This is a genomic window from Leptospira inadai serovar Lyme str. 10, from assembly GCF_000243675.2.
Taxonomy (GTDB): Bacteria; Spirochaetota; Leptospiria; order Leptospirales; family Leptospiraceae; genus Leptospira_B; species Leptospira_B inadai.
Genome location: NZ_AHMM02000015.1, coordinates 434610 through 449661 on the forward strand (window position 1 = coordinate 434610; position 15052 = coordinate 449661).

The 15052-nt window shown below is 44.5% G+C and carries 14 protein-coding genes and 1 tRNA gene; 7 read left to right on the plus strand and 8 right to left on the minus strand.

Annotated features, from left to right (window positions below; all coding sequences use genetic code 11):
• Positions 1-3 precede the first annotated feature (3 nt).
• Entirely contained in the window at positions 4-951 is a 948-nt protein-coding gene (gspN, locus tag LEP1GSC047_RS05780) for a type II secretion system protein GspN (RefSeq protein ID WP_010419347.1), read from the plus strand.
• Between the two features lie 363 nt (positions 952-1314).
• On the opposite strand, the gene LEP1GSC047_RS05785 is transcribed toward gspN, so the two are convergent.
• Positions 1315-4914, minus strand: coding sequence for a vitamin B12-dependent ribonucleotide reductase (locus tag LEP1GSC047_RS05785; protein ID WP_010419345.1), 3600 nt, complete (start codon positions 4912-4914; stop codon positions 1315-1317).
• 219 nt (positions 4915-5133) lie between these two features.
• Here LEP1GSC047_RS05785 and LEP1GSC047_RS05790 point away from each other — a divergent pair.
• Together LEP1GSC047_RS05790 and LEP1GSC047_RS05800 are read left to right on the plus strand one after the other, a co-directional pair.
• Positions 5134-5209 (plus strand) — tRNA-Asn (locus LEP1GSC047_RS05790).
• 328 nt (positions 5210-5537) lie between these two features.
• Positions 5538-6023, plus strand: coding sequence for a hypothetical protein (locus tag LEP1GSC047_RS05800; protein ID WP_010419341.1), 486 nt, complete (start codon positions 5538-5540; stop codon positions 6021-6023).
• 9 nt (positions 6024-6032) lie between these two features.
• Here LEP1GSC047_RS05800 and LEP1GSC047_RS05805 read toward each other — a convergent pair whose 3' ends face one another.
• From LEP1GSC047_RS05805 to LEP1GSC047_RS22085, 6 genes are all read right to left on the minus strand, one after another.
• Positions 6033-6506: a DUF2752 domain-containing protein gene (locus tag LEP1GSC047_RS05805; RefSeq protein WP_010419339.1), complete on the minus strand. Its 474-nt coding sequence runs from the start codon at positions 6504-6506 to the stop codon at positions 6033-6035.
• Positions 6472-6831: a DUF5684 domain-containing protein gene (locus LEP1GSC047_RS05810; RefSeq protein WP_010419337.1), complete on the minus strand. Its 360-nt coding sequence runs from the start codon at positions 6829-6831 to the stop codon at positions 6472-6474. Before LEP1GSC047_RS05810 ends, LEP1GSC047_RS05805 begins: the two co-directional genes overlap by 35 nt.
• A 150-nt stretch (positions 6832-6981) precedes the next feature.
• Complete coding sequence (locus LEP1GSC047_RS05815) at positions 6982-7269, minus strand: exodeoxyribonuclease VII small subunit (RefSeq protein ID WP_010419334.1); 288 nt, start codon at positions 7267-7269, stop codon at positions 6982-6984.
• Positions 7247-8542 carry an exodeoxyribonuclease VII large subunit gene (xseA, locus tag LEP1GSC047_RS05820; RefSeq protein WP_010419331.1) on the minus strand — a complete coding sequence of 432 codons (1296 nt, stop codon included), beginning with the start codon at positions 8540-8542 and terminating at the stop codon, positions 7247-7249. Before xseA ends, LEP1GSC047_RS05815 begins: the two co-directional genes overlap by 23 nt.
• A 21-nt stretch (positions 8543-8563) precedes the next feature.
• The gene (locus LEP1GSC047_RS05825; protein WP_010419329.1) at positions 8564-9679 is read right to left on the minus strand and encodes an AI-2E family transporter; all 1116 of its coding nucleotides are present in this window, start codon (positions 9677-9679) and stop codon (positions 8564-8566) included.
• Positions 9679-10026, minus strand: coding sequence for a hypothetical protein (locus LEP1GSC047_RS22085; protein ID WP_238325524.1), 348 nt, complete (start codon positions 10024-10026; stop codon positions 9679-9681). Before LEP1GSC047_RS22085 ends, LEP1GSC047_RS05825 begins: the two co-directional genes overlap by 1 nt.
• 221 nt (positions 10027-10247) lie before the next feature.
• On the opposite strand from LEP1GSC047_RS22085, the gene LEP1GSC047_RS05835 reads away from it, so the two are divergent.
• The gene (locus LEP1GSC047_RS05835) at positions 10248-10889 is read left to right on the plus strand and encodes a DedA family protein (protein ID WP_010419323.1); all 642 of its coding nucleotides are present in this window, start codon (positions 10248-10250) and stop codon (positions 10887-10889) included.
• Here the strand turns inward: LEP1GSC047_RS05835 and LEP1GSC047_RS05840 are convergent, their stop codons facing one another.
• Positions 10890-12431, minus strand: coding sequence for a phosphatase domain-containing protein (locus tag LEP1GSC047_RS05840; RefSeq protein WP_010419320.1), 1542 nt, complete (start codon positions 12429-12431; stop codon positions 10890-10892).
• 123 nt (positions 12432-12554) lie between these two features.
• Here LEP1GSC047_RS05840 and LEP1GSC047_RS05845 point away from each other — a divergent pair, with 123 nt between their 5' ends.
• From LEP1GSC047_RS05845 to pth, 3 genes are read left to right on the plus strand one after another with little or no spacing between them, the layout of a single operon-like run.
• Positions 12555-12872 (plus strand): Smr/MutS family protein, encoded by a 318-nt coding sequence (locus LEP1GSC047_RS05845; protein WP_010419318.1) that lies wholly within the window; start codon positions 12555-12557, stop codon positions 12870-12872.
• The gene (cimA, locus tag LEP1GSC047_RS05850) at positions 12869-14419 is read left to right on the plus strand and encodes a (R)-citramalate synthase CimA (protein ID WP_010419315.1); all 1551 of its coding nucleotides are present in this window, start codon (positions 12869-12871) and stop codon (positions 14417-14419) included. The genes LEP1GSC047_RS05845 and cimA overlap by 4 nt, the downstream gene beginning before the upstream one ends.
• Entirely contained in the window at positions 14407-14976 is a 570-nt protein-coding gene (gene pth / locus LEP1GSC047_RS05855) for an aminoacyl-tRNA hydrolase (protein ID WP_010419313.1), read from the plus strand. Before cimA ends, pth begins: the two co-directional genes overlap by 13 nt.
• The last annotated feature ends 76 nt before the right edge of the window (positions 14977-15052 follow it).

Genomic DNA, 15052 nt, shown 5'->3' on the forward strand with positions numbered 1-15052 from the left:
AGTATGCCGCGAGAAAAAATAAGAGAAGAGGAAGCTATTTCCAATGAGGAAGAAGAGTTTCTCACTATGGAATTGGAGGAACTTCCCGAAGAAGTAGAGGAGGAGATCTCTCCGCGTTTCAGCCTAAAACAAAAATTGATCCTAGTCGGATTGGGGGCTTTTTTCTTCCTTTTCTTTTCTTTTTTATTATTTCCCTACGAAAATATAGTTCGTAGCGCAATCAACTCCGGCCCGGGAGGACCTTCCGGCTTATCCTTCAGAGAACTTAAAGTTTCTATTATATTTGGCGAAATTTCCGCTAAATCCCTGGAAATTAGCGGCCCAGGCGTTCGTGCCAAGGCTAATGAAGCAAGCATACAAGCGGGTCTCATCTCTTTACTTCGCAAGAAGATAAACGGAGAATTTCAGATTTCGGGAATCAAGCTTGATTACGACGGAAACCCGCTCGGCACGATCGATTCCTTAAAAGGTTTCTTAAAACTAGATTCTATAATATTGCCCCCGAGTCGACAGAGCGGATCCTTCCAAATTGCTATGCCTTCCGGAAGTAGGGGATTTTTACCGGGCTTACCGGAGCTTCCTGTTCTGGATAAACTTGAGAATTTTAGAATCAATAAATTATCTCTTAAATCTAGGCTCAACCAAGGAAATTTGGATATAGACGAATTTGTCTTGGATACCTCGATTGCTCGTTTCGATGTAACCGGAAATATTCGGCTTTCGGATTCCATCGGTTTTTCCCAATTAAATCTGAAAGTTTGCCTTGAATTAGAACGCAATTTCGCCCTGGAACGGGAAGATATCGTCGGAATGCTTGCACTTTTAGAAAAGAGCGGGGGAGGCAAATGCCTCCCGATCACCGGAATTTTGCAAAAGCCGGAAATCAAAATCCCGGGCTTAAACGGAGGCCCTCCTGCTCCTGGACCGCCGCCAATTGCGCCGCCTCCGTGATCTTCCTAATTAATTTATTAGTACACAAGCGTCCTTCCTGCTCGCGTTTTCATTAAGAGAGATCATATCTCTCCTAAAGGAAAACCTTTCATTCGAATAGTGGCCTCTTTTTTCTCTCTCATTCGAATGTTAAGGCTTTACTAGAGCGATCCTTCGGACGCAAAGATTGAAAAGAGTGCAATCTCTGTCTCTGTACTATGACTTAGAACTGTTCGTTTGTAAATAATCACTGCGATAAATCCTACTTTAGATACCGCAACAAAAAAGCCCCGAGCGACGAATCGCCCGGGGCTTATCGAAATATTCGAATCGCGGATAGCCGTATTCTAAATTCTTAAACTGCGAATAACCTGCGTCTATAAATCAAGAACACCCGGTAGTCGCACCGCAAGACATGCATTTTAAGCAAGATCCGTTACGAACCATTTCGAAAGAACCGCATTCCGTGCAAGAATCGCCGGTGTACCCCTTGATCTTAGCCATCTTAATTTCTTCCATTAAAGCGATTCCCGAAGAAGGTTTTTCCTTAGCGATCATCTGAGAATAAGAAATAGTTTCCGGCTCGGCTCGCGGAACATCCGAAAAAGACGATCCTGTAGAAACCGATTGGGCCGAAGTGTTGGTCTGCCGAATTGATTCGGAAGATTTTCTAGATCCGATTTCGTCACCACGAAGATCTTCCGGTGCAACTTGACCAAGGTCATATCTGCCCAGATAAGTAATCGCAAGTTCTCTGAAGATAAAATCGATTACGGAGGTACTCATTTTAATATGTTTATTTCCGGTAACGATTCCATTCGGTTCGAATTTAAAGAAGGTAAACGCATCCACAAATTCCTCTAAAGGCACTCCATGCTGAAGTCCTAAAGAAACCGAAATTGCAAATGCGTTCATTAAGCTTCTGAACGCCGCGCCTTCCTTGTGCATATCGACAAAGATTTCTCCGATCTGGCCATCCTCATATTCTCCGGTTCGAAGATATACTTTGTGTCCGCCGACAACCGCTTTTTGCGTATAGCCCGCTCTGCGATTCGGTAATTTACGGCGATGAGAGATATATTTATAGACGATCTTCTCCGCAAATTGCAGTGGATCTTTGGACACCGCGGCTTCGGCGATTTCTTCCTGATCCTCCAATTCGATTCCGTTCAAAAGTTCGAGAACCGAATTTAAAGGTTGTGAAAGTTTAGAACCGTCACGATAAAGAGCGTTAGCCTTGATCATCGCTTTCCAAGAAAGATAATATGCGTTTTTAATATCTTCGACCGTCGCATCTTCAGGGAGATTGATCGTTTTTGAAATCGCTCCGCTGATAAACGGCTGAGCCGCCGCCATGATTCGAATATGAGATTCGTAGGATAGGTAACGCTTTCCGTATTTTCCGCATTTATTCGCGCAATCGAACACCGGATAATCTTTCTCCTTCAGATACGGCGCATTCTCGATAGTCATCGTTCCGCAAACGTAGTCGTTGGCCTTGTTAATATCGTCCTTCGAAAAGCCTAGGTATTCCAAAAGATTAAATCCGAAGGAATCGTACGTTTCCTTCGGGATGCCTAGGTTCTTATGCAGGAAGTCCTCTCCCAGATTGAACTTATTGAAAGCGAAATTAATATCGAAGGCCAGAGGAAGAGAGGCTTCCACTTTTTCCAAAATTTCGTTGGTAAAACCTTTTTCCTTTAAGCTTTGCGTATTCACTACCGGGGCTCCGTTTAACGTAGCGTGACCCTTACAGTAGTTGATAATCGATTCGATCTCCGCAGGAGAATAACCTAGCTTTTTAAGGGCGAGGGGAACGGATTGATTGATGATTTTGAAGTAGCCGCCGCCGGCCAATTTTTTGAATTTCACCAATGCAAAATCCGGTTCGATACCAGTAGTATCGCAATCCATAACCAAACCGATCGTTCCGGTGGGCGCAATTACGGTGACCTGCGCGTTGCGGTATCCGTATTTTTCTCCCAACTCCCGAGCCTTGTCGGAATCCTCTTGCGCGGCCTTTAACAAATACGAAGGGCAGAACGCAGGATCAATTCCTACCGGTTTAATCGTGAGTCCTTCGTAATCCTGAGACGGGGCATTATAAGCGGCTCTACGATGATTTCGTATTACGCGAAGCATATGCTTTTTGTTCTTTTCGTACCCTGCAAACGGACCTAATTCCTTAGCCATTTCCGCAGATATAGAGTAGGCGGTCATATGCATAATGCTGGTGATCGCGCCGGTGATCGCCATGGCTTCCTTAGAATCATAGGGAATTCCCATAATCATTAAAGCGGATCCTAGATTTGCATATCCTAAACCGAGAGTTCGGAACTTATAAGAAAGTTCCGCGATCTCCTTCGACGGAAATTGCGCCATAGTAACCGAGATTTCTAAAATAATCGTCCAGAGGCTACAAAGATACCGAAACCCTTCCACATCAAAAATAAGAGTTTCCGGGTTGATAAACTTCTGAAGGTTCGCAGAGGCTAAATTACAAGCGGTATTGTCCAAGAACATATATTCAGAGCATGGATTGGATGCATGAATATCCCCGTCTTCCGGACATGTATGCCATTCGTTGATCGTCGTATGATACTGAGTTCCCGGATCTGCGGAGGACCAGGCCGCATAGGAAATTCGATCCCAAAGTTCCCGGGCACGAATCGTTTTCGAAGGTTTTGGAGATCGTTTTTCCTTCAGTGCCTTTTCTTTTTCCGTTCGATTGTAAAGATGCCAAGCCTGGTCCTGCTCTACGGCAGTCATGAACTCGTTCGGCAAGCGAACGGAGTTATTACTATTCTGGCCTGAAACGGTATTATAGGCTTCCGATTGCCAATCGGTAGTCAATTCTTCAAATAGGATTTCTTTATATCCTTGTTTAGCGAGATCGATCACCCGCTTGATATAATTATCCGGGATTAAGACTTTCTTAGCCTCGACGATAGCCTTTTTTAAAGCCGCATTTTTTTTGGGATCAAAGCGGTCGGAACCTTCAATCTCGTAGCAAGTTTTCATAATCGCATTCAGATGGCGATTATTGAGTATCGAGCCGGTAACGAGAGAAGCGACTTTCTTTTCTTCTTCGACTTTCCAATCTACGAAACGATCGATATCCGGATGATCCACGTCCAAACAAACCATCTTCGCGGCTCGACGAGTGGTACCCCCGGATTTTATCGCTCCTGCGGCTCTATCACCGATTTTTAAGAAGCTCATCAAACCGGAGCTTTTCCCCCCACCGGATAGGGACTCGTTTTCCGCACGTAGATTAGAGAAATTCGTTCCGGTTCCGGAACCGTATTTGAATAGGCGAGCCTCCCGAACCCAGAGATCCATGATCCCGCCTTCGTTGACTAGATCATCATCCACGCTTTGAATAAAGCATGCGTGAGGTTGCGGATGCTCATACGCGGACGCTGATTTAACAAGCTTTCCAGTTTTTGGATCTACGTAAAAATGCCCTTGAGATTTTCCATCGATGCCGTAAGCCCAATGAAGACCAGTATTAAACCATTGAGGGGAATTTGGAGCGGCCATTTGAGAAGCGAGCATGAAAACGACTTCATCAAAAAAGACTTTGGCACTGTCTTCATCCGTAAAGTATCCGTATTTATAACCCCAATAGGTCCAACAGCCTGCCAAGCGCTCAAAAACTTGCAGAGCGGAAGTTTCACCACCGAAGCGATCTTCCTGTTTCAAGGATTCCAATTTCTCCATGTCCGGCTCGGACCGTTGCAGCCAATGCGGGATTCCTTTTTCTTCCACGCGTTTTAAATACTTAGGAATGCCTTTTCGTCGAAAATACTTCTGAGCGAGGATATCCACGGCAACTTGCGACCATTGTTCGGGAACAAGAATGTCTTTGGCTTCAAAAACAACGGAACCATCCGGGTTCGAAATCCTGGAATTTCGTTTAGCCCATTTAAGTTCTGCGGAAAAGCCTTCAGTTGGCTTAGTGAAATGTCTATTTAGCTTCATAGCATGCTCCTCATATGAAACTCCGGTCGGATATATTGCGTTTTTGGATTATGTCACGCTATCTGGACTTTCCAAATCTACCAAAGCTTTTTTTACAAACAGTTCTCGTTTTAGCTGAATTTTCTCATCGAATCCCGGTTGGAAAAATGGCTATGTCTCAAAGAAATTTCATTGCCAACCTACCCCGATTCGAAAAAATAGGCGTCGTACCGAGGAAACTCCCCTTTAGCTCAGTCGGTAGAGCAAATGACTGTTAATCATTGGGTCGCTGGTTCGAGCCCAGCAGGGGGAGCCACTCGGGCAATCCGATCTATCTCTTCTAAAACCCGCCTAATTCCAACACTCCTCCTTGTTCTAATGCTTTTATTTTAGACGGAAAATGCTATCATTTGTTTAGGTAACCTGGGCCGATTTTTTCGTCTTACTTCCGAGTATAAAATGTCATTCTCATTATTTCTAAGCTAGTCGGATGAGAAAATCCGATTCGAAATGAATCGTCACCGAGATTCAAGTCCGGGGGAATTTTCCGACACAATTTCCGAACCATTTCCATTTTTAGGGAGCCGAAAGACTCCGAGCGGGTTCTTAACTTATACAGAGCCATCGATTCGGGAGAGCGAGTAGTGCAAATCGACAAAATCCCTTTTATCCTCTTATATTTATTGCCGGCAGTTTTCTGGACCTGCCATTCCAATAGCAATAGTTCCAGTAGCACGAACGATTCCGCCGCAGCATTATTATATTCCGCATACGGTGCCAGCTTTACTCCTGTTCCGACTCAGGGTTGTGCCGATTCTTCCATCACGACCGTACTGCGGGGAAGTAGTACCCCGGTTACGAGCCAAAACTTTACGTACTATTTTTATAAATTCGTGGGCGATAGTACTTCTACGGAAACGTTTACAGTGTCGGTCAGTTCCGGAGAAGCGGATCTTTGGATCGGCGCGGAAGGATACACGTTAACGCCTTCGGACTTTAGTAAAGTCGAGCTTAGAAGTGAAAATATCGGGAACGATACGATTTCGAACGTATCCACGACAAATCTCGCTATTCGTTGCGTCGTCGTCCCGGTCAGCACGGGCGGCGGCTTTACGTTGAGTATTCAATAAATATGATATTCAAGGTTTTACGAATAAGAACCAAGTAAAAAGGGAAATACCGAAACCGAAGGCATATACGGTGAAAACTTTTCCCGAAAGGAACGAATCCCATTCTTCAGCCGTCATTTTACAAAACATTGCAAAGAGTAGAACAAATGAGCTTCCTAATGGAATTCCGAAAGGATGATATTTCCAGGATGCGGAAACGTCTCCTCTGAAAAAGCAAACCAAAGACCTACCGATTCCACAACCGGGACAATCCGAGCCGGTTAATTGTTTCCACCAGCAAAGCGTAAACCAATGCTTCGATTCCGTGTCTAGGGGAAGATAGAATGAAAACGATAGTACGGCAGCTATGCCGATTAAAAAAGTAAGAGCAGGTCTCGCTCTAGCGAATCTCGAAAAGAAAGAAAAACCGGCTCCAAACTGAAGCCGGTTTTCTATTGAAATCAATCGATTAGGTCGATTTCGCAGGACCTTGGTATTTTGCATCCGAGAATCCGAGGATAAAATAGCCGATTCCAACTACAAAGAATAGTACTGCAAATCCTGCCGATTTACCGAACGCTTTTGCAAGTTCTATCGCCACCAGTATGAACACGACTAAGTTAACGCAAGGTACAAAGAATAGAATTACCCACCAAACCGGCTTACCCACGATTTCCATAAGTACCACAAGGTTGTAAATGGGGATGATCGCCGCCCAACCAGGTTTTCCAGCTTTTTCATATATTTTCCAGTTCGCAGCCAGAAAAGCGATAATTACGACCGCATATAGTAAGATCCCGATGATTCCGACTCCGGAATTCCCTTCCATATATTTATGCTCCCAAAATATTAAAGAATTTCGGAAAAATTACAGTTTTTGAAAATAAATCAAGAAAAAAATGACTAAATTTCAGAGATTCGGTAGAATTGGTAAGTCATTTAATAATGTAAAAATTAGAGATTTATATGATATAAAAACCTAAAATAATTCGTTATCTTCGGCCGGTGGATTTGCCGTCCGAGTAGAGCCGTCGCTTTTGGGCGCAGCCGTTTTCTTTTGGGTTTCTCCGGAAGTCGATTTTGATAAATATTCGATTTTGCCCTCTGCCTCCGCCAAGATTCCCTGGCATAAGCCACGAAGCTCCATTCCGCGTTCGTACGCTTTAATGGATTCTTCCAAGGTTAATTGACCTCTTTCCAATTTCTCCGCAATTTGCTCCAGCTCGGATAGGGCCTGCTCGAAGCTAATATCTGTCTTCTTTGCCATGTAATTCACCTCGATTTATAACACTCAGTCTTCCCTCGGAAAGGATTACCTCGAGCTCTTCCTCAATTTTCACTTGAGCCGGAGAGGTAACGACTTTTTTTCCCTTTGTTCTAACTACGGAATAACCGCGTTTCAATGTCCCGAGGGGGGAAAGTCCCTCTACTTTACCTGCTAAAAGTTGAAATTCTTTCCTTTTTCTCTCCAAAAGAGCCCGGAAGGTCATCGGCAATCCCGTAGAATAGGGGAGTAATCGATTGCCTGCTTGCATTAAAAAATTCTTACTCAAGAGCTGAATTCTGGATGTCGTTTCATCCAAGCGAAGAATTCTCTCGTTCAGCATGGACTTGGGATCGGTAAAGGCCATCTTATTGGTTAAAATTCTTAACCGTTCCGCCAAGTATCTCATCTGGTTTTTTAACGCCGTTTCTAAACGGGCTTCAAATTCCATCAATTCGGATTCTACGACTTCCATTTCCGGAACCACGATCTCGGCCGCAGCCGTAGGTGTCGGTGCGAACGCGTCGGCAGCTAGATCGGAAAGCACCGAATCGATTTGATGGCCCACGGCGGACACGATCGGAACCCTGGATTCTGCAAACGCTAAAACTACTTTTTCATCGTTGAATGCGATCAAATCCTCGAAACTTCCACCGCCTCTCCCCGCAATGATAACATCCACGTTCCAAGCAGGGTCATTCAATTCTCGAATCGCGCTTACTATGGAATCCGGAGCACCGTCTCCTTGTACGAGACAGGGCGAAATCAGGATATTAATCTTAGGAAAGCGCTGCTTAGCGATTCGAATAATATCTTCGATTGCGGCGCCGGTCGGCGAAGTGGCAACACCGATGGTCCAGGGGAATGACGGCAACTCCTTCTTTCGCTCTGGATCGAAAATTCCTTGGGCCGCTAGTTTTCGCTTTAACGCTTCGATTTTAAGGAGAAGATCTCCCTGACCGACTTCCTCGACTTTGGCTACGTTTAAGTTATACTGTCCTTTGGGTTCGTAGACGGAAATACTTCCGTAAGCGCGGACCTCCATTCCGTTTTCCAAGGGTCGTCCCTTATATCTTCCGTTACTGTACGAAAAGAAAGTGCATGCCAATAGGGATTTAGAATCTTTTAAATTAAAATAAATATGACCTTGGTGGGATCTAGAAAGATTGGAGACTTCTCCCTGGACCCAGACGTTTCGGAGCAGGTCGGGCCCGGTTAAAAGTTGTTTGACGATCGAGTTGACTTCCGATACGGAAAGCGGTTTTGATTCTTCCACGATAATTCCGTCAGCCTTTCCTCATCGTACAAAAAAATCCTTTCGATACAACTTCCAAAAATCCCAAAGTATCACAATCAGAGTGACCGCTACCGGCCCCAATACGAGTCCCATGATTCCGAATTGCTGGATCCCTCCGATCAGCGAGAGAAATACTAGTAGGGGATGGATTCTTAGTTTTTTATCCAGCATCTTAGGTTTGACGACGTTTTCCAGCACCAAATAAAAGGTAAGTCCGGCAATCATAAACAAGCTCGCGCCTACGATATTATTTTCGATAAACATAATGTACAAACCGATCGGTAACCAAACTACCGAGGTACCGATGACCGGTATGATCGAAAAGAAGGCGGCCAAACTAGCATATAGAAACGGGTTGGAAATGCGAGCAAATACCAGTAATACGTAAACTGCCGCTCCTTGCATAATGGAAACGATCAGATTTCCTCGAAAGACCGTTTGTACTGCGGAAGCGATTTTTCGACCGACTTGTTCTTCCAATTCGCGCGAAAAGGGAAGATTATCCGAAATAAATCGTTCCACCTTTTTACCGTCTTGGTACAGAAAAAATAGAAGGAGTAGAGAAAAGAATAGATTCATGATAATACCGGCAGGTAAATCGATGGACCCGAGTATCAACGAGGAAGCGTTGCTAAGAACCGCGTATAAGCTATCTAAGTTTAAAATATCGATATAGTTCCGGGCAAAATCTCCGTAAATTTCCGGTAACTTCACCCAAAAAAAAGGATTATCCGTAACCAAATCAGTGAGCATATTCAGGCTCATCAGGGTTTCGATAATCTTGTCTTCCGATAGGGAAATCCGAATCTTAAACAGGATGGATAAAGACTCGTCTATGAGCGTACGTATGACGAAATAGGAAGGCAACAAAACGATCATGCATACGAAACCGATCATAATCCAAGGGGCAAGAAAATCGAGTTTTAGTCCGATCAATTTGCGTAATTGCTTATACTGTTTTCTCGTTGCCAGGTACAAAATTAATGCGACTAGCGAAGAGTAAAAATAAGGACGAAGAACGAAAAATAAAAGCGCTCCGGCTCCTAAGAATAGTATCGCTAGAAGTATATTAAATGCGGTTCTATTCGGATCACCGGTTCCTTCGCGGGCGATCATCAAAATCCTCCCGATTTTCTGTAAAACAATTTCACCAGAGACCCGGTTCCGTCGGGGGAAATCGAAACCGCGACCGTTTTCCGATTCATGCCTTCCACCAAATAAACGCTTTTTTCAGGCGATTTCTGATTTTGTAATACTTTAAAATTCAGGTAGGAAAATACCGTTTCGTAATAAATCTCCAATCGTTCTTTGGACAAGGAATGATTCAGAATTATGGCCGATTCCCTCGTTTCAAAAATTCGCTCTGACTTCAATTCGGTGGAAAATAACAATTTAGATTCTCTCGGTACGAAATCGGACGGAATCGAAGAGGGGGCCTTGTACGGTTTTTCCTGATACGTCAACCGATTGTGTCGAAATATACGAGGTTTTTCCTTTGTCGCTCGTTGGGGAAGAGGGTCCTGCTCGGTAAAATTAGGCAGGGTTTCCTCCTGTGCAGGAGAGGGGAAGGTAAAACAGAATATTAAAAGAAAGAAAACAATTTTCGCGGTTCGGAAACGACTAAGATTCACGAATTTTAGTTGAATCGAACGAGCCGTCCTTGACAATCCTTTTCTTAAGCCCAATGGCCGGATTCGAATCAACCTTAGAATATCTTCTCGATTGGGTAGCCAACCTGCCTCCTAGTTTAGTCTGGCTGTTCTTTACCCTGTCCAATTTGACGGAAAACGTTTTTCCACCTTGGCCGGGAGATACCGTAACGGCCTTCGGAGGATTTTTACTCGCACGAGGAAAGATCGGCTTTTGGTCCTTATTTACGAGCACTTTGGTAGGAAATCTCCTAGGCGCTTGGCTAATGTATTCCTTTGGACATCATCTCCTTGCCTGGTTAAAACATAGAGACTTTCCGTTTAAAACCGAACTTTATGACGAAGAAGCTATTCAAAAGACTCTGAATTGGTTTTCCAGAAACAGCGTGATCGTAGTCATCTTCTCCCGGTTTTCCGCCGGAATTCGATTCTTCGTTTCCATTGTTGCCGGAATGGTGGAGATGAATCCGATCCTATTTTTTTCCTGCTTTTCTCTAGCGGTTTCAATTTGGTGCGGAATTCTTATTTATGCCGGCCATTATCTAGGAAGTCATTGGGAAGTCGTCGTCGAATTTTTGGCGGTATACAACGAGATTATCTCCATAGTACTAGTATCGGCAGGTATAGGATTCCTGATCTATCGGCACAAAAACAAATCCAAAACCAAGGCCCCTTAGTCAGGTTCCTAAGGCTTGTTTTAGAGTTTCCAAGAATCTTCGGTGAAGCTCTTTGACTTCTTCCGGTAATTCGATTTTTTGCGCGAGCTCCAGCAAAGCCTTGGAATCGATTACCTTATCCTCAAACCATTCCCCGGCCATCTCACCGGCGATTTTTATTACGGAAGAAAGGTCAAGAATTCCGTAATAAACTAGAATCAGCGAAAAACCTAACGCGCCGTCGGTGGGGATGTAAGGCTTTATGCCTTTCATTTTCCAGGGATCTATACCGGTCGGCAATGCACTTTGGACATTCCAGCGCATCTCGTCGGATGGAGGACCCAATTCGGTTTTGTTAATTAAGACGAGTTCAACGGGATTTAGATCACCATGGATTCTCCTGTTTTCCTCCGCCAACTCTCGAATCAATTTGGCATTATCTCTTGTGATCGCATCCCGCCCTAGAAAATTCAATCGGTATAAAAAATCTTCCAGGTCCTTACCTTCCAGAACTCCGGAAAGAATCATTTGGTACAGCGTAAAAATCAAATAATCGCTTTCGGTGTTATCTCCTAATAACAGTTCCTTCGCATCCTTTGGCAGATAAATTCTATCTCGAAGTAAAATAGTCAGTTTGTACGCGAGTTGATCGAATAAGCTTTGGAAGGAAGACCCGGCGAATTTACGAACTCGTTCCAAAGCCCCCCAAACACCATCCGTCAAAAACCGAGTCGGATGAGAAAGGGAATCCCAAAATTTATCCACCATTCCCTTGATGGTTCCTTCCAAATATTTTAAATGGAGAGATTCGGTTTTGATTCCTTGAGAGCGAAACGTTTGTAACAGGGTTCGTCTAAAAAAATGAGGACTCGCAGAGATAAAGCAAAGAGGAGTATCGTTCGTGCTTTCCCGCAATTCATTTAGGAAGGTCGGCATACCGGGCAGCGGCAGTTTTTGTTCCGGAGTTTCGAATAACGTGGAAATTTTGCCTTTATTAGAATGGATATCCGTCGCAAGATAGGTTTGATCGATATCCGAAGTCGTTACCAACCCCGAATAATCTTCCGGTAAAATTCTTAGCGCGCCTTTGCCGATCAGGCTTTGCGCCACAATCTCATGCTTTCCGGGGATATTTAGATAAGCCAAATCTTTTCCGAACTGACGGTACGAATCCGGCTTTAAGAAGTGAATGTGAAATACGTAATTTCCGGGCGCTAAAGGAAAAGTGAATTCGTGAAAGAAAAACCCGCTTTCATCACCCCGAATTTCGGGGGACCGATGCACGACGATACCGGATTCGTCCACAATCTCGGCTAACAGAATCGGTTTTCTTACCGACTCTAACCCGTAATCTAAAAACGGGGTAATTTCCTTTTCCTGACCCTCGAATAAGCCTGTTAAAAGATTCCAGCGGGAAGAATCTTTCATTTCTTCCGTAATGCTCAGGTCTAAAACCTGTCCGCGGATATAATAGCGATTCTCTCTTCCAAGAGTTCCGCCGCAGATCGCGGCCCTTCTTTTATCGGTATATCGGGGAAGTTTACGTTCCGGTTCCTCTGTCACGTGTTGCGGATTCCTTAAACAGTTTTAGAGAAAGGAAACTCTATCACGAGGTTCTCAAAGGGAAAGCAGAAAATCCAATTTCTTTGTTTTCGTCCCGAAACAAACTGCTAGTATGGTCCTGAGATGCCCAAGTCTAGACATCCAGGCAACGGTAGAGAAAAAGGACCGAAGGTAATCTATATTCGAAAACTTCGGTTCGAAGAAGCCTATCGACTTTTGGACTCGGGTATTCAAGACGCGTTCTTAAAAGGGGAAACGTTGGTAGAAGTAGTACACGGGATAGGCGAAGGGGTCTTGAAACGAATGACCGAGGATTATATCCAGAACCACGATTTTTTAAAGGTCTTGGAAGACGGGGGACTTTTTATCGGAAATCCCGGTTCCACTTTGATTGAAATTATGGGTCCTTCCGCTCAGGATCTAAAAAAATACGTAAGATGACAGATTCTAAATCGAAAATCCAAATACTCGACGTGACTCTCAGGGACGGGGAGCAAACAAGAGGTGTCAGCTTTTCCGCATCAGAAAAACTGAATATAGCCAAATTTTTGCTCCAAAATCTCAAGGTGGATCGAGTTGAAATCGCATCCGCACGAGTTTCTCAAGGAGAGCTGGAAAGCGTTCGAGGAATTATGCGTTGGGCAAACTCAGAAGGTCTTGAAAACAGAATCGAAATTCTGGGATTCGTGGACTCTCGCCAAAGTGTCGATTGGATTTTAGCCGCCGGGGCAAAAACTCTAAATCTGCTAACGAAAGGTTCGCTAAAGCATCTCGAAGGTCAGTTGAAGAAATCTCCGAAAGAACATTTTTCCGAAGTTTCGGAAACGATACGATATGCGGTAAATAACGGTCTCTCGGTTAACATCTATCTGGAAGATTGGTCGAACGGTTACCTAAATAGCCCTCAATATGTATTGGATTTCGTAAAACATCTATGTCGGGAGACTGTGGGAAAAATCTTTCTTCCGGATACTCTGGGGGTACTTTCCCCCGACGAAACCTTCGAAGGAGTCAATGCACTAGTAAAGTTATATCCGCATCTTCATTTTGAATTCCACGGACACAACGATTACGACTTATCCGTTGCGAATTGTCTCTTTGCGGTTAAAGCCGGAGTGAAGGGAGTTCACGTAAGCGTAAACGGATTAGGAGAGCGAGCCGGGAATTCCCCATTAGAAGCGGTAATCACGGCCCTGCATGACAAAGGAAAAGTGATAACGGGAATCGATGAAAAGTCGATCACCGAGGCAAGCCGTCTTGTAGAAACCTTCAGCGGAAAACGTATTTCCGCTAACCGACCCGTCGTAGGAGAGGATGTGTTTACACAAACCGCCGGAGTTCACGCGGACGGTGATAAAAAAGGAAATCTTTATGCGAATCCGATCCTTCCGGAACGCTTCGGGAGAAAACGTAGTTACGCTCTCGGCAAGTTGGCCGGAAAAGCCAGCATCTCTGAAAATTTAAGACAATTAGGAATGGTACTTTCGCCGGACATCGAACGCAAAGTATTGGAAAAGGTAATCGAATTAGGAGATCAAAATAAAACTGTCACTCCTGAAGATCTACCTTTCCTGATTGCCGACGTATCCGGAGGCACTAGTAACCAAGCTCTGAAGATTACCGGTTGCAAACTCAATTCCGGCTTAGGAACGAGACCGACCGCCCAAGTCGATTTAGAATTAAATGGAAAAAAATTTTCAGGCAAGGGAGAAGGGGACGGAGGTTACGACGCATTTATGACCGCTCTTACCGGAATCCTTAATCAGGCAGGGGTAACGATGCCTAGACTCGTCGACTATGAAGTACGAATTCCCCCCGGGGGAAAAACCGATGCCCTCGTAGAAACGATGATTACCTGGAATCGGGCGCCGGAAAATCATGAGGAAGATAATTTCAAAACTATCGGGGTTCATTGCGATCAAACGATAGCCGCCGTACTCGCTACGGAAAAAATGTTGAACCTAATCCTTCAAGCATGGCACAGCTAAAACTACTAATCGTAGGCCTGGGAAATCCCGGAACTAAATACGAGCGCAACCGTCATAATATAGGATTTTTGCTGATAGACGATCTTGCGGAAGAATGGGGAGCGAGCTTCCAAAAATCCAATAATGAGGAAAAAGCCAGAATCGATCGGAACGGGAGTTCGTTCTTTCTTTTAAAACCCTTGGAGTTTATGAATCTTTCTGGACGAGCTGTTGCGGACTTGGCCAGAAAAAACGGGATTGCTGCCCAGAATATTTTAATCGTCCATGATGAAGTCGATTTTCCGTTTTCAAAAATAAAATTCAAACAAGGTGGGGGGCACGGGGGCCATAACGGTCTTCGCGACATCATCGAGAAATTAGGTTCCTCCGAGTTCTTTCGACTTCGATTCGGGGTCGGCAAGCCGGGGGACAGTTCTTTAACGGCAGACCATGTTCTTTCGAATTTCAACAAGGAAGAGCTAGAGCAACTTCCCAATCTTTTCCAGCAATCCAAACAAAAAATCGCGGACTGGATTCGGGAAAGAGAGACCCTTTTTCGCAAAGTCACCGATAAATAGAGTAACGCTCGCGAAGGAAGTCGCTCCGGACAGGACTAAGATCGGACGGAAGAATTTCAAGAGCGGGAACCACATC

Excerpts from the sequence above, each read along its gene's own strand:
- gspN (WP_010419347.1), top strand. The coding sequence starts at position 4 with ATGCCGCGAGAAAAAATAAGAGAAGAGGAAGCTATTTCCAATGAGGAA.
- LEP1GSC047_RS05785 (WP_010419345.1), bottom strand. The coding sequence starts at position 4,914 with ATGAAGCTAAATAGACATTTCACTAAGCCAACTGAAGGCTTTTCCGCA.
- LEP1GSC047_RS05805 (WP_010419339.1), bottom strand. The coding sequence starts at position 6,506 with ATGCAAAATACCAAGGTCCTGCGAAATCGACCTAATCGATTGATTTCA.
- LEP1GSC047_RS05810 (WP_010419337.1), bottom strand. The coding sequence starts at position 6,831 with ATGGAAGGGAATTCCGGAGTCGGAATCATCGGGATCTTACTATATGCG.
- LEP1GSC047_RS05815 (WP_010419334.1), bottom strand. The coding sequence starts at position 7,269 with ATGGCAAAGAAGACAGATATTAGCTTCGAGCAGGCCCTATCCGAGCTG.
- LEP1GSC047_RS05825 (WP_010419329.1), bottom strand. The coding sequence starts at position 9,679 with ATGATCGCCCGCGAAGGAACCGGTGATCCGAATAGAACCGCATTTAAT.
- LEP1GSC047_RS05835 (WP_010419323.1), top strand. The coding sequence starts at position 10,248 with ATGGCCGGATTCGAATCAACCTTAGAATATCTTCTCGATTGGGTAGCC.
- LEP1GSC047_RS05845 (WP_010419318.1), top strand. The coding sequence starts at position 12,555 with ATGCCCAAGTCTAGACATCCAGGCAACGGTAGAGAAAAAGGACCGAAG.
- cimA (WP_010419315.1), top strand. The coding sequence starts at position 12,869 with ATGACAGATTCTAAATCGAAAATCCAAATACTCGACGTGACTCTCAGG.
- pth (WP_010419313.1), top strand. The coding sequence starts at position 14,407 with ATGGCACAGCTAAAACTACTAATCGTAGGCCTGGGAAATCCCGGAACT.